At 55.1% G+C, this 13,977-nt stretch carries 13 protein-coding genes; 9 read left to right on the forward strand and 4 right to left on the reverse strand.

Annotated elements, in window-relative coordinates; translation table 11 throughout:
- The first annotated feature begins 112 nt into the window (after nt 1-112).
- The 6 genes from SHEW_RS07525 to SHEW_RS07550 all read left to right on the forward strand — a co-directional run bounded on the left by SHEW_RS07525 (nt 113) and on the right by SHEW_RS07550 (nt 6,881).
- Nucleotides 113-1,438 (forward strand): DEAD/DEAH box helicase, encoded by a 1,326-nt coding sequence (locus SHEW_RS07525; RefSeq protein WP_011865253.1) that lies wholly within the window; start codon nt 113-115, stop codon nt 1,436-1,438.
- Nucleotides 1,439-1,471: 33 nt separating this feature from the next.
- A complete protein-coding gene (locus tag SHEW_RS07530) occupies nt 1,472-1,942 on the forward strand; it encodes a dual specificity protein phosphatase family protein (protein ID WP_011865254.1) in 471 nt (156 codons plus the stop codon).
- An 82-nt stretch (nt 1,943-2,024) separates the two neighbouring features.
- On the forward strand, nt 2,025-3,566 hold the full coding sequence (locus SHEW_RS07535) for a phospholipase D family protein (protein ID WP_041407065.1): 1,542 nt from the start codon (nt 2,025-2,027) through the stop codon (nt 3,564-3,566).
- Between the two features lie 94 nt (nt 3,567-3,660).
- Nucleotides 3,661-4,554: a chemotaxis protein CheV gene (locus SHEW_RS07540; RefSeq protein WP_041406563.1), complete on the forward strand. Its 894-nt coding sequence runs from the start codon at nt 3,661-3,663 to the stop codon at nt 4,552-4,554.
- Nucleotides 4,555-4,854: 300 nt separating this feature from the next.
- A complete protein-coding gene (gene sstT, locus SHEW_RS07545) occupies nt 4,855-6,078 on the forward strand; it encodes a serine/threonine transporter SstT (protein ID WP_011865257.1) in 1,224 nt (407 codons plus the stop codon).
- Between the two features lie 398 nt (nt 6,079-6,476).
- Entirely contained in the window at nt 6,477-6,881 is a 405-nt protein-coding gene (locus SHEW_RS07550) for a hypothetical protein (RefSeq protein ID WP_011865258.1), read from the forward strand.
- Between the two features lie 84 nt (nt 6,882-6,965).
- On the opposite strand, the gene SHEW_RS07555 is transcribed toward SHEW_RS07550, so the two are convergent.
- Nucleotides 6,966-7,619, reverse strand: coding sequence for an RluA family pseudouridine synthase (locus SHEW_RS07555; protein ID WP_011865259.1), 654 nt, complete (start codon nt 7,617-7,619; stop codon nt 6,966-6,968).
- Between the two features lie 248 nt (nt 7,620-7,867).
- On the opposite strand from SHEW_RS07555, the gene SHEW_RS07560 reads away from it, so the two are divergent.
- A complete protein-coding gene (locus tag SHEW_RS07560; protein WP_041407067.1) occupies nt 7,868-8,788 on the forward strand; it encodes a M14 family metallopeptidase in 921 nt (306 codons plus the stop codon).
- Nucleotides 8,789-8,856: 68 nt separating this feature from the next.
- Here the strand turns inward: SHEW_RS07560 and SHEW_RS07565 are convergent, their stop codons facing one another.
- Together SHEW_RS07565 and SHEW_RS07570 are read right to left on the reverse strand one after the other, a co-directional pair.
- The gene (locus SHEW_RS07565) at nt 8,857-9,507 is read right to left on the reverse strand and encodes a LysE family translocator (protein ID WP_011865261.1); all 651 of its coding nucleotides are present in this window, start codon (nt 9,505-9,507) and stop codon (nt 8,857-8,859) included.
- Between the two features lie 127 nt (nt 9,508-9,634).
- Entirely contained in the window at nt 9,635-10,474 is an 840-nt protein-coding gene (locus SHEW_RS07570) for an AraC family transcriptional regulator (protein WP_011865262.1), read from the reverse strand.
- 208 nt (nt 10,475-10,682) lie between these two features.
- On the opposite strand from SHEW_RS07570, the gene nadE reads away from it, so the two are divergent.
- Nucleotides 10,683-11,516 (forward strand): NAD(+) synthase, encoded by an 834-nt coding sequence (gene nadE, locus SHEW_RS07575; protein WP_086023616.1) that lies wholly within the window; start codon nt 10,683-10,685, stop codon nt 11,514-11,516.
- A gap of 143 nt (nt 11,517-11,659) precedes the next feature.
- Here nadE and SHEW_RS07580 read toward each other — a convergent pair whose 3' ends face one another.
- Nucleotides 11,660-12,166 (reverse strand): DUF6942 family protein, encoded by a 507-nt coding sequence (locus SHEW_RS07580; protein ID WP_011865264.1) that lies wholly within the window; start codon nt 12,164-12,166, stop codon nt 11,660-11,662.
- 113 nt (nt 12,167-12,279) lie between these two features.
- On the opposite strand from SHEW_RS07580, the gene SHEW_RS07585 reads away from it, so the two are divergent.
- On the forward strand, nt 12,280-13,857 hold the full coding sequence (locus SHEW_RS07585) for an alpha/beta hydrolase (protein WP_011865265.1): 1,578 nt from the start codon (nt 12,280-12,282) through the stop codon (nt 13,855-13,857).
- Nucleotides 13,858-13,977 lie beyond the last annotated feature (120 nt).

A 13,977-nucleotide genomic window follows, 5' to 3' on the forward strand; every position in this document is an offset into this window, starting at 1 on the left:
GATCTAAGATAAGATTGATGCCTAAGTCGATTAGGCAGTAAAGATTAGGTGTTTGGCAGTAAATTTAGGTACAATGCGCGGCTCTATTTTGTACGGTTAGCTAAATCTTATCATGACAACTAATGCGCTCGACCCATCTGCTCTTGAGCCCTCTGCGCCATCGGCCCTGTCGCTGTCGACGACCGATTTTAGTCAGTTAAATCTGGTCAAGGCGCTACAGGCCAGACTGCATCATCTCGGTTATCAGCAGGCCACGCCGATTCAGGCCAAGGCGATCCCCGCCATCTTGGCCGGTCGCGATCTGCTGGCCGGTGCCAAGACAGGTTCGGGTAAGACCGCTGCCTTCGCGCTGCCCTTGTTGCAGAAGCTGGTGGGACAGAGAGCCGGTGGCGGCAATCATGTTGGCGCCCTGGTGTTGGTGCCGACCCGTGAGCTTGCCCAGCAGGTGGCCGACAGCTTCATCAGCTATGGCGCCGAGCTTGCGCCAAGAGCCAAGGTAATCGCCGTGTTTGGTGGCGTCTCGGTGAACAGCCAGATGTTGGCCCTGCGTGGCGGCGCCGATATTCTGGTGGCGACCCCGGGCCGTCTGCTGGACCTGCTCGGCAGCAATGCCGTTAAGCTCTCTCAGCTCAAGGCCTTAGTGCTCGACGAAGCCGATCGCATGTTAAATCTGGGCTTCACCGAGGAGCTCGGTGAGATCCTCAAACAACTGCCCGACCAAAAACAGACCCTGCTGTTCTCGGCAACCTTCCCCGAAGAGGTGCTTAGCCTCACCGCCAAGCTGCTGACCGACCCTGTCGAGATCCAGATGCAGGAGGCGCAGAGCGCAGATATCGAGCAGCGCGTCTACACCGTTAACCGTAGCAACAAGACGGCGCTGCTTGCCGAGCTTATCAAGGTGCGTCAGTGGCGACAGGTGCTGGTATTCGCCAGCGCCAAGCGCAGCTGCGATCATTTAGCGCAGAAGCTGGAGAAGCGCGGCATCAGCGCCCAGGTCTTCCATGGTGACAAGGCCCAGGGCGCCCGTAGTCGTGTGCTCGATGGCTTCAAGAACGGTGAAATTACCGTGCTGATCGCTACCGACATCGCGGCCCGTGGCATCGACATCGACAAGCTACCCGTGGTGATCAACTTCGAATTGCCAAGAAGCCCCGCCGACTATCTGCACCGTATCGGTCGTAGTGGCCGCGCCGGTGAGACAGGTGAGGCCATCTCTCTCATCAGCCACGACGAGTATCATCATTTCAAGGTGATCGAGAAGAAGAACAAGCTGCGCCTGCCAAGGGAGCAGTATCCTGGCTTCGAGGCCGACGCCGAGGCGCCGCTGGATTGTCCATCACGTCAGGATAAGCCTATGGCGAAACCCGAAGGCACGGGTAAGAAAAAACGTAAAAAGTTACCCAAGATCAATGACGCGATCTGGAAGCGTCCCTCATAGTAGGGCGCGTTTATCTAACAGAGTGAAACAGAGATGCAGCAGCTTTTTTGGTTAGTCGAAGGCGAACTTGCCGGTCGTTGTGGCCCCAACCTGGTGCCTTGGGATCTGAGTGAACTCAAGGCGCAGGGCGTCGGCGCTATACTCTCGGTCAATGGCGGCGATCTCTGTGATCCTGATGAGATGGCGCGGTTGGCGCTGCGCTACGCCTGTATTCCGCTATCGGGCAATATTCCCCCCATGGAGGGCGACGAGGCGCACTGCGTGGCTCAGCTGCCCAAGGCGCTGGCCTTTATTCGTCAGTGTGAGGCCGATGGCCTGCCTGTGATGATCCATTGCCGCTCTGGCAAAGACAGGACCGGGCTCTTGATGGCCTACTACCTGATGGAGAATGGTGCCGCGCCGCTACATGCGGTGAGCCAGGTGAGGGCGGTGCGTGATATCGCCTTTAGCGCCGAGGGCTGGGATCAATTCGTCTATGACGTCTTATACGCTTTACAGGAGTAAGGCTAACGCCTATGTTAGTGACTAGGCGTATAAATTCATGGTGTTAGGGTAAGTGATGAACCTCTCTGTGGTAAGCAAAAGCATGATGCGATTGGCCTCAAAGTTGATGGCTTTGCCCTCGAAGTTGATGACTCTGGCCTTGACCCTGAGCCTAGTGTCGGCCTGCAGCAGTTTACCGCCACCCCAGCAACTTACCCCCAGCCACAAGCTGGCTGCGCCGACCGATTCTGGCCTGTATCGTTACCTCGAAGGCGACCTCAAGGCGCATCCAAACAAGACGGGCTTTCTGCCTCTCTCATCCGGTGTCGATGCCTTCGTGGCCCGCCTGGCGATAGTCGATGCGGCCAGTCAGAGCATAGATCTGCAATACTACATCTATCACGACGATGAAACCGGCCGTCTGCTGATCTGGCACTTGATCGACGCCGCCGATCGTGGTGTGCGGGTGAGGGTGTTACTCGATGACCTCACCACCAAGACCCTGGATGATGGGCTGGTGCTGCTGGCCAGTCACCCCAATATCGAGATACGCCTGTTTAATCCCTCCTATGAGCGCACCTTTCGCAGCTTCGCCATGTTGACCGGCTTCTCCCGCCTCAATCACAGGATGCACAATAAATCCCTTACTGTGGACAATCAGATAACCATTGTCGGCGGGCGCAACATAGGCAATGAGTATTTCTCCAAGAATGACGATGTGGATTTTGGCGACTTCGACCTCCTGACCATAGGCGATGTGGTCGATGAGGTATCGGATCAATTCGACCGCTACTGGAACAGCGAGCAGGTCGAGAGCGTGGTCAACCTGGTGCCGCCACCGACCAGTGAGATGTACAAAGAGGCGGCCAAGATCATGGCCAGAAACAAGCAGAACTTCCTCCACGATGAGTACCTTAATCGCCTCGAGCTGAGCGAGCTGCTGACACAGATCACCTCCAAGGGGCTCGCCTGGTATTGGGGCGATGCGCAGCTACTGTACGATCCGCCCCAGAAGGCGAGCAGGCAGGGCCATCAGGAGTGGTTGCTAACTGACCTTAGCCAATTCCTGGGCAAGGCGCGCAAGGAAGTACTCATCGTCTCGCCTTACTTTGTGCCTACCGACGGCGGCTGTCAGGCCTTGATAGACGCGGCTAAGCAGGGGATCAAGATCACCATTATCACCAATAGCCTGGCGGCCACCGATGTGTTGGCAGTGCATGCAGGCTACAAGGCTTATCGCGAGCGGTTGCTGGAAAACGGCATCGCCCTGTATGAGGTTAAGGTAGATATCAACAACCGTCCCAGCGCCTGGAAGGGCAGTTCGCGCACCAGCTTGCATGCCAAGACCTTTGTGCTGGACAGGGCGTCTGTGTTTGTCGGCTCCTTTAATTTCGACCCCAGATCGGCCTGGATCAACACTGAGATGGGGCTGATTGTCGACCAGAGTGAGTTTGCCGGCGAATTAGTGGATGAGATTCAAAAGTCCCTCAAGCGCAGCAGCTACCGCTTGGATCTTAACGATGGCGAGCTGATCTGGCATGACGATCTTAAGGGCCAAGTCTATTATGCCGACCCGGATGCCAGCTTCTGGCGTCGTTTCATGGCCGATTTTATCGGTCTGCTGCCGATAGAGTCACAGTTGTAAGGCCAATTTATCAAGGCTTGAGCATCGTCAATTTAATCTGGCTATGCTAGGGTTAAACTTATCGCTAATTAAGCATTTACGTGTCGGTAAGAATATGAAAAGTAAGGCGAGCCAATCTCAAGGCCTATTATTGTTCCGCTTGTCCCATACTCAGTTGTTTGCCCTCGGCACACTCAAGATCCGTGAACTGGTTCCCTTCTCAAAACTCAGCGCCATCCCTCAGTCTCATCCCGCTATTTTGGGCGCCGCGACCGTCAGGGGCCACACCATTCCCATCATAGACATGGCCGCGGCCGTGGGCTATGCGCCCATCACGCCCGAAGAGTGCGCCAACGCCTATATCATCATCACAGATTGTCAGCGCATGGTGATGGGGTTTCTGGTGCGCAGCATAGATAAGATCATCGAGTGTAACTGGCGGGATATCGAGTCGCCGCCGGATAACCTGGGCAAGAATGCCTTTCTCACCGGGGTGACTCGGGTCGATGACAAGTTAGTGCAGTTGCTGGATGTGGAGCTGTTATTGTCCAAGATCTTCCCCGCCAGCCCAGATACCACCCGGGCGATACTGACAGATGTGCAGCGGGAGATCTTAAAGCCGCTCAATATCTTGCTGGTGGACGATTCCATGGTGGCGCGCAAGCAGCTTAGCGACGCGCTGGACAGCATCAATATTCCCTATCTGGTGACCTCAGATGGCAGAGACGCGCTCTCCATCATGGAGGAGGCCGCCAAGGAGGGAAGGCCGGTGGATCTGCTGGTGAGCGACATCGAGATGCCGGGGCTCGACGGCTACGAGTTGGCGTTCGAGGTGAAGAACACGCCTGCCTTGGCCGACGCCTATATCATCTTGCACACCTCGCTCTCGAGTGAGATCAGCGTGAGTCAGGCCCATCAGGTAGGTGCCAACGAGGCGCTGACCAAATTCGACGCCCACGAGCTGATCGACGCCATGCTCAGGGGCGCCAAGCGGCACCAGGCCAGTTAAAGATTAGATTTTTGTTATCTTTATGATGCTAGTGGGTAATATCTAAAGCGAAATCGAGCGGTTTGCTAGACAAGACGGGGGAGTTTCTATAAAACACAGGATGAAGGAAGTTTAACCTTGGGCCAGATCCTGTGTTTGACACCAGCTTTTACTCTCATCCTTAGTACGTTTCGGTCATAACGGCCATGCGTGACCAAGGCGAGAGACGATAAATAACATAAAGAAAGCTGTTCTGCTCAGCGAACGTTGACGGCGATGAGCAAAGGTTAAATTCAATTAATTATAATGATAGGTCAATCAATGAATCAAAATCGTTCCTTATTTGCCAAGTTGGCAGATGGCAGCTTAGTGCTGCAAATTATCTTGGGGATCATTGCCGGGGTAGCCCTGGCGAGTTTTTCACCTTCCTCGGCAGAGAGTGTCGCCTTTCTAGGTGATCTGTTTGTCGGCGCGCTAAAGGCGATTGCGCCGATCTTAGTGTTTATTCTGGTGGCGGCCTCGATAGCCAATCAGAAGAAAAATACCAAGACCAACATGCGACCTATCATAGTCCTCTATCTGTTTGGTACCTTTGCCGCGGCGATCACCGCAGTGACCATGAGCTTCCTCTTCCCCACCTCTTTGGTGCTGGTGAGCGGTGCCCAAGGTGCGACGCCGCCGGAGGGGATTGGCGAAGTCCTCAATACCTTGCTCTTCAAGGTGGTCGATAACCCGGTTAATGCCCTGATGACGGGTAACTATATTGGCATCCTGGCCTGGGGTGTTGGCCTAGGCATCGCCCTGCATCACGCCTCTGAGAACACTAAGACGGTATTTGCCGATGTGAGCCACGGTGTCTCTCAGATGGTGCGTTTCGTGATCCGTCTGGCGCCTATCGGCATCTTCGGTTTGGTGGCTAACACCTTCGCCGCAACCGGTTTCGAGGCGATTGCCGGCTATGCTCAGCTGCTTGCCGTGCTGCTGGGTTCTATGCTGATCATCGCGCTTATCATCAACCCGCTTATCGTCTGGTTTAAGATCCGCCGTAACCCTTATCCGCTGGTATTTACCTGCCTCAGAGAGAGCGGCGTGACCGCCTTCTTTACCCGCTCGAGCGCGGCCAACATCCCGGTGAACATGGCTCTGTGTGAGAAGCTGGATCTGCATGAAGATACTTTCTCGGTATCTATCCCACTAGGGGCGACCATCAACATGGCGGGCGCGGCGATCACTATTACCGTATTGACTCTGGCGGCGGTGCACACAGAAGGGATCCAGGTCGATATCCTGACCGCGATTCTGCTGAGTGTGGTAGCGGCGGTTTCGGCCTGTGGCGCCTCTGGTGTGGCCGGTGGCTCGCTGCTGCTTATCCCGCTGGCCTGTAGCCTGTTTGGTATCTCTAATGATGTCGCCATGCAGGTGGTTGCCGTGGGCTTCATCATTGGCGTGATTCAAGACTCGGCGGAGACCGCCCTCAACAGCTCCACCGACGTGCTCTTTACCGCGGCGGCCTGTGAGGCGGCCGAGCGTCAGGCGGAGATTTAAGCCTGCGTTAGTCAGAGTAATAAGTTTTCGAATTGAGAAGGAGCCGCTTGGCTCCTTTTTTGCGCCCGGTTTTTATAACAGGATTTCGTGACTAGATTTCGTGACTAGATTTCGTGCTGGTACTTTGTGCCTGGATTTGTGTTTTGGCCGATTTAGGCCTCATGGCATGAGCCGATGCGGCCGATAAGATTTAGAGAGTGACGGCTTTGGCGTGTTGAAAAAAATTTGTATTACACTTTACTTAAATAATGCATTAAAAGTGATTTAGATCGCGTTTTTATTTCCGCTCTAGGTTACAATTTCACACAAAGGAGACGACAAGTCGATTTAACTTGTTGGTTTATGGTTGCTTTTTCACAATGTTGTAACATTTGCGGTAATTTAGAGGTTAAATAAATATGAGTTCTGAGCTTAGGGTAATGTTAGGCAATGCCAGTGCTAACGGTTCACAGTCATTACTTCAAGTTATCGAAATGTCGGTTGTCGAAAAGCGCAAACGTTTACGTTGGCAGGAGCAAGATATGGAAACACGCGAAATTATTGGCCAGTGGATAGATGAGCGCCCCTCTCTGGGCGACAAGATCACCCTTTATCGTCAAGGCGATAAGCTGTTTCTAGAGACCTGGTATAACGATGGTTGCCATAGTTTTGATGAGATGCAGGCAACTAGACTCGATAATGGTCTCAAGCTTGAAGATCTCGGTGGTAACCTGTTCGGCGAATATTTCCTGCTCTCCGACGACAACAACCTGCAATTTTGCAACAGCAGTGAATGCTTCTATACCGCCAAACGCGCGGCATAAGCTAAGAAGAAAGGCGCCAGATAGGCGCCTTTTTTGTGTCTAGCTTTACTACTCCTGAGAGTCGCCTCCTGAAAAGCAAAGGCTTTAGAAGGGATGCAGACTCGAGAAGCTCAGTCTGGTCTGCTTGTAGGGATGAGTGATGCTCAAGTGCTCGGCATGCAGGTGCAGACGCGGCGCGGCGGCAATAATGGCTTCGTCGCCATAGAAATCATCACCCAGTATGGTGTGGCCCAGCGCCTTCATGTGTAACCTGAGCTGGTGGGTTCGCCCCGTGATCGGCTTGAGTTTCACCAGAGTGCTGTTGCTGCGTCGCTCCAGCACCTCAAAATAGGTGGTCGCCGGTTTGCCATCCTCGGCAATCTTCTGTAGCGGCGGTTGCTCGCTATCAGGCTTCATCGCCAACTCTATCTTGCCACTGTCCTGGGCCATCAGGCCCTCGACCTCGGCCACATAATATTTTTCTGTGGTGCGGTTTTGAAACTGGGTCTTGAGGTGAGACTCGGCCTTCTTGTTGAGGGCGAATACCATGATGCCAGAGGTGGCGCAGTCGAGCCTGTGCACCAGGATCGCTTCGGGAAAACGCTGCAACAGGCGGTTGATGGCGCAGTCATGGGTCTCCGCGGCGCGGCCGGGATTAGACAACAGGCCAGATGGCTTGTTGATTATGATAATGTCGCGATCTTGGTAGCGTATGTCGAGCCAGGGAATAGCCGGGGGCTGGTAACTAAAAATTTTCATCGTCTCTCCTCGGCGGCGATCCTAACAAAGAATCCCGGCCCTGCCTATCCTATGGGCATCGGTTTGCGACCCTCTTGGCCTCTTTAATTTCGCCTTGGCCGCAAGTTCAAGGCTGGGTTTACAAAGCTTGGCGAGTTGAATTTTCTTAAGCTTGCTCACAGGCGCGCCGAGTTTAGGTATCATGGGGGAATGTGGCCCCGCCAACAAAGGGCGGCTTGGCCGAGGCAGAGAACAAGATGGAAAATAAGATGACAGAGCAACAAGGTTATTGGATTGGTGAGGCGGGTAAGCCTTGGGGCGAGGCGGAAAAAGCAAAGTGGCGCGCCGCGCAGCAGAAGAAGCGCTCCTATGAGCAGGAAGTGCTGAGCAAGTTCAGCCAGGTGAGCGAGAGCTTCGAGGCGCAGCAGTATGGCGAGCTTAACTATGCCGAGGGTCAGTATCCGCTCTATGGCTTTAAATCCCGCGACTGGGATCAGGAAAAGCCCACTATCTTAGTTACCGGCGGCGTACATGGTTACGAGACCAGTGGCGTGCAAGGGGCGCTGCGTTTCTTAATCGCCAAGGCCGCCGAGTACAGCCAGGATTTCAATATCCTGGTGGCCCCCTGTGTCAGCCCTTGGGGTTACGAGACCATCAATCGCTGGAACCCCGAGGCGATTGACCCAAACCGTTCCTTCTATGCCGACAGCCCGGCTCAGGAGTCCCGCGCCCTGATGCAGTGGGTGGCGAGCTTTAACTTGCCCTTGATGGCGCATATCGACCTGCATGAGACCACAGACACAGATAACAGCGAGTTTCGTCCAGCCTTGGCCGCAAGAGATGCCAAGGTGCAGACTAACTGGAATATTCCCGACGGTTTCTATCTGGTGGGAGATAGCGAGAACCCTAACGATGAGATGCAGGCGGCCATCATAGCGGCCGTGGGCAAGGTGACCCATATCGCCCCGGCCGATGAGCAGGGACGATTAATCGGCGAGCCTATCACTCAATTTGGGGTGATCAACTATGCGACTAAGGCACTGGGCCTGTGCAGCGGCTTTAGCGATGCCAGATACAACACCACGACCGAGGTCTATCCAGACAGTCCGTTGGTGGACGATGAAAACTGTATCCAGGCCCAGGTGATGGCGGTAAGCTCGGCGCTGGATTATATCCGCAGCCAGGGCTGAGCTAGACCCTCACCCGAGTAAGCCCGGGCGCCGCTGTCTTGAGGGCTGAGGGCTTAACGGTCAAGGTTTTAACGGGCGAGGGCGCCGGTGAGGATCACTCCGGCGACGAAGATAAAGAGCAATCCGGTCAACAGGTTGATCATTGGGGTTGCTCTTTTCATTTTGAGCTGCATCTTGGGATGAGAGAGCACCAGGGCTATCAGGCTAAACCACCCCAAAGAGAGGGCGAACATCATGGCGGTGGCGGCCACCTTAGTGCTCAGGGTCACCTCTGGGGTGATCAGGGTCGAGAATAGGGTGATGAAAAATACCAGCGCCTTGGGATTGAGCAGGTTGGTGGAGACCCCCTGCATGAAGCCCTGAGCCGCGCCGAGCCCTCGACCCGCCGCACTTGCCGCATTCAGATGCGCCTCATCGCGCCAGTGGGCGATGGCGGCGCGTATCGCGCCTATGCCCATCCAGCCAAGGTAGCTGGCGCCAATCAGCTGCACCGCCATGAAGAGGTTAGGGGAGCCCTTGATGATAAGGCTCACCCCGGTGAGGCTCAGCAATGTGTGTAGCGTGATGGCCACCGCCAGGCCCAGCGCGGCGGCGACCGCCGTGCGTCTGTGCTCCTGGGCGGCCAGCCTGACCACCAGGGCGAAATCCGGGCCAGGGCTTGCCAGGGCGACCGTGTGTATGACGGCCAATGAGAAAAGCAGTTGCAGCTGTAGTTCCATCTGTGTTGAACTCTCACGCGTTAAATTTAAATCGATGTCGCCATAGTAAGCCTATCCGCGGCGCCGGGATTGTAAAATATTGCACGTTTGCTTTTAGGCCTGATGTTTTTGCCTGTGGGCTAACCTATCAGGGCGTGACCCGTTTCTGAAAATGGGCTGGAGTGATCAAAAACGCCCGCTTGAACGCCTTATTGAAATGGCTCTGATCGAAGAAACCTAAGTCATAGGCGGTGCTGATGGCGCTGTCGCCCCGCATCAGCGCCTTCTTGGCATATTCCAGCCGCAGGCGTTTCAGGTAGGCGTGGGGCGTCATGCCGGTGGCCGCCTTGAATTGACGCAAGAATTGAAACTTACTCAAGTCGACGGAGAGCGCCAGCTGCTCCAGCTCGAACTCCTGATCCAGCCCTTGGTGGAACTGCTGTTTGATATTGTCCAGCTGGGCACCGCTTAACCTGGCCTGACAGCTCGGCAGGTTACGCAGCTTGCCATGGCGATAAAACAGCTCGCTGATAAAACCAAGCAGCAAGGTCTCCGCCTCCAGCGGCGTGATGTTGGCCTGATGCAGGGTCAGCTGCCTGTGCAGGCGGATAAAATAGGCCCTCAGCTTAGGGTCGTCTAGGATAGGCGTGCTGAAATAGAGCTCTCCCTGGTTGAGCGCCCCGCCGACCTGCTGCACATAGCTGGTGGGCAGAGACATCACCAGCGCCTCATAGCCGCCATCGGCGATACTCTGGCCGTTGTGGCTCTCGTCCGGATTGAGGGTGGATATGTTGCCCGGCGTCAGGCGGTACTCGCTGCCCCTGTGATGATAGCGTTGGCCGCCATGGCAGACCACGCCTATGTGGTAGTCCAGATGCACATGTTTCTCGAAGGCGAAATGGGTAAATTGCGCGCGGCTAAGCTCCATCTCTTTCAAGATGCTCGCCTGCCAATAATCTATCTTCTCTACCGCGCTTGTAGCCATCATCTCGCTTCGCTTGACTCCTGACCGGACCCTCCGATCGTCTGATTAGCCAGTGTAGATCAGGGCGTTTTCCCCTGACTAGTAAATAATTGCAGCCTCTCGACCTATTTATTGGATTGGGGTGAGCTTAGGTCGTGAATTTCCCGAGGAATTGGCTCATAATGGTCAGCTTAGAATCATGCTGACAGTTAACCTAAGTGGAGTCGGACCAGTGAAAGGACAGATCATACGTGAAATGAAGGTGCAGCCGCATATTGAGGTGGAATATGAGGTGCAAAGACGTATCGCCTTTATCAAAGCGAAACTCAAAGAGGCGCGCGCCACCAGTCTAGTGCTGGGGATCAGCGGTGGGGTAGACTCCTCACTGGCAGGCCGTCTGTGCCAGCTGGCAGTGGATGAGCTGAACAGCGAAGGCGAATATGAAGGCAGTTATCAGTTTATCGCGGTGCGTCTGCCCTTCAAGGTGCAGAAGGATGAAGATGAGGCGCAGATGGCCTGTCAGTTCATTCAGCCCAGCAAGCTGGTAACGGTTAACATAGGTGAAGGGGTCGAAGGGATCCATCATCAAACCCTGGCGGGCCTCGAAGTGGCCGGCGTCATCTCTCATCCCCACAGCAATGTCGATTTCGTGAAGGGTAACGTGAAGGCCAGAATGCGTATGATCGCCCAGTATGAGATTGCCGGCCTGACCGGTGGCCTGGTCGTGGGCACCGACCACAGCGCCGAGAATATCACCGGCTTCTATACCAAGTGGGGCGATGGTGCATGCGATCTGGCGCCGCTGTTTGGTCTGAGCAAGCGTCAGGTGCGTCAGCTGGCGGCGGCACTGGGCGCACCTAGCGTGCTGGTCGATAAGGCGCCGACGGCGGATCTCGAGTGTGACAAGCCACAGCTCGAAGATGAGGTCGCCCTGGGCCTGACCTATGATCAGATTGATGATTTCCTCGAAGGTAAGCCGGTAGACGCCGCGGTCGAGGCGCGCCTAATCGCCATCTACAACGCGACCCAGCACAAGCGTAAGCCTATCCCGACGCTATACGACTGACTCTGAATCTGTCATTGCGAAATAAAAAATAGCAAACAGAATCGATAAAGGCGCCTAGGCGCCTTTTTCTTTGGTGAGGCCGCTCTGCCTGATGCAAATCCTTTTTTATCTCCTTGAGCACTGGAGACGGTTGGGCTTGAGGGCTAACCGGTGAGCGATTCGCGAAGCTTACGCAAATCCGCTATCAGGGCGTTGGGACACTGGCGATAATCCAGATAGGGGAGCAGGTAGATTTGATTATCGTTATCTTGCTGGTGTGTAAAGGTCTTGGGCTCACTTAAAGGCGTTAAGCCTAGGGCGATGGCACTCTGCTGGCCGCAGACATAATGCTCGCAGGCCATGGATGACAGGGCATCGGCGCCGAAACGTATCTGCTCGTCGTGCTGTAATAGCTTGTGCATGTAGCCGCGCCAGTCGTCGTCCGGCGCGCTCAGTTTTGCCATGATCACTACGATCTTGCGCCAGTTATTGCCGTTGAGAGCGATCAGGCTCTCTAAACTGCCTATATTTAAGCTAGTTATTTCTGAGTCAGCTTTATTTAAGTCGGCTGGCTGGGCATGCTGCCAGTCGGCAGGCAGAAGGGGAGGCGTTGGCAGATAAAAGCAGCGCTTGGCGCATTCCTGCCCTAAGGGCTTCACATTCTTAGGCATAATCTTTATTCCTTGGGCTTTGGGGCTGGAGTTTACGCAATAAAGCCGTGTATGTTAATGGTTAACGGACTTGCAGCGCATCAGCGCGCACATGGAGCCTAGCGGTCATTCTCATGAAAACACTGCTCATTCACTCGACAAAACATCTTTCCATCGCCGTCACCTATGCCTGTCTCGGCATTGTCGCGGCCGCGCTCGCCTTTGGGGTCTGGTTTTTGAATGCCCGTCCCGACCTGTCCATCTGGCATTCGACCATGCTCGAGCATCAGTTTCGCCTCGATAGCGAGGTAGACGATTTCCCTGCCTATCAGGCGCTGGAGGCCAAGCTGTTCGAGGAAGTAGAGAGTAAGATCTACCGCCGCACCCAACACTTGGATCAGCCCCTCAATCGCTATTGGCATGGCAGCTTTGCCGATCCAGACAACTGGCCTAAGGCCTGGAATCGCAGCTATGAGTGGGCCAAGCCAGACGCCGAGTTTGGCATCTTGTTGCTGCACGGCATGTCAGACTCACCCTATGCCTTGTCGCACTTTGCCGAGCATTTTAAGGGGCGTGCCCACCTGCTGGGGCTAAGATTGCCGGGCCACGGCACCATACCCTCTGGCTTGGTGGAGCTTAAATGGCAGGAGATGGCCAGGGCGGTGGAGCTGGCGACCAAGCATCTTAAGCAGCAGATGGGCGATAAGCCGCTCTATGTGGTGGCCTTCTCTACCGGCGCGGCGCTGGCGTTAAACCATGAGCTCGAGCGGCTCGCGCATAATTCGACGCTGAGTTACCGCGGCATGATCTTCCTCTCGCCGGCCATAGGTCTGTCGCCGGTGGCGGCCGGTGCCAAGTGGCAGGACAGGTTAGGGCGGCTTTTGGGGCTAGAGAAGCTGAGCTGGAACTCGATTCAGACCGAGTACGATCCCTTTAAATACAACTCCTTCGCCGTCAATGCCGGCGATGTGGTCTATCAGCTGGCAGAGCGCAATCAACAGCTGATGCAGGCGATGCCCCAGGAGCAATTGGCCGAGCTGGCCGACATCTTAACCTTTCAGTCGGTGGCCGACGCTACTGTCTCGACCCCGGCAGTGGTGAGCAATCTCTATGGGCGTCTGCCTTCGAAACAGCATCAGCTGGTGCTGTTTGATATCAACCGCCAACCCCTGAGTCTGGCCCTAGTGGTGAGCGATCCGCTGACTGCCTTGTTGCCTTCACTCAGTCTCGATGCCCCAAGATTCGATCTAACTCTGGTGCAGAATCGTCAAGCTGTTCCGGAGCGGAATCAGGAGAGAGAGCAGGAGTTGGTTGCGCAAACTGTGCTTTCTCAAAGCGATCCGTCACAACATAAGCCGTCACAGAACGAGCCGCTAAAGAGCCTCGACGAGGTCGAGGCCAACAGATATCGACCTGGGAAAGTGGTTGTTCATCAGCCCTTAGGGCTCAATTGGCCGGCGGGCATCTACTCGCTCTCCCATGTGGCCCTGCCTTATCCCGCGAGCGATAACCTGTATGGCACGGCGTTCGTCAAGGGGAGTCACAGGGTGCAGATTGGTGCGGCGGCTACCCGCGGGGAGCGCGGCGTGCTGGGCGTGTCGGCAGCGGAGGTGCTCAGGCAGAAATGGAATCCTTTCTTCCCTTATCTGTTAGAGCGGGTGGATAGCTTTATCCAGGCGCGCCAAGGGACTAATTCTACGCCTGCAAACTAGTCTGTCGCCAACGCGGCAAGGCTTGAGTCTTTAACAGAAGGCCAGGCTCGTTAACAGAAGGCTTGGCTCGGTAAAAGAGACCAAGTTATATGAGCCTAAGTTAAAAAGCCTAGGGGCTAA

Source organism: Shewanella loihica PV-4, from assembly GCF_000016065.1.
GTDB classification, from domain to species: Bacteria; Pseudomonadota; Gammaproteobacteria; order Enterobacterales; family Shewanellaceae; genus Shewanella; species Shewanella loihica.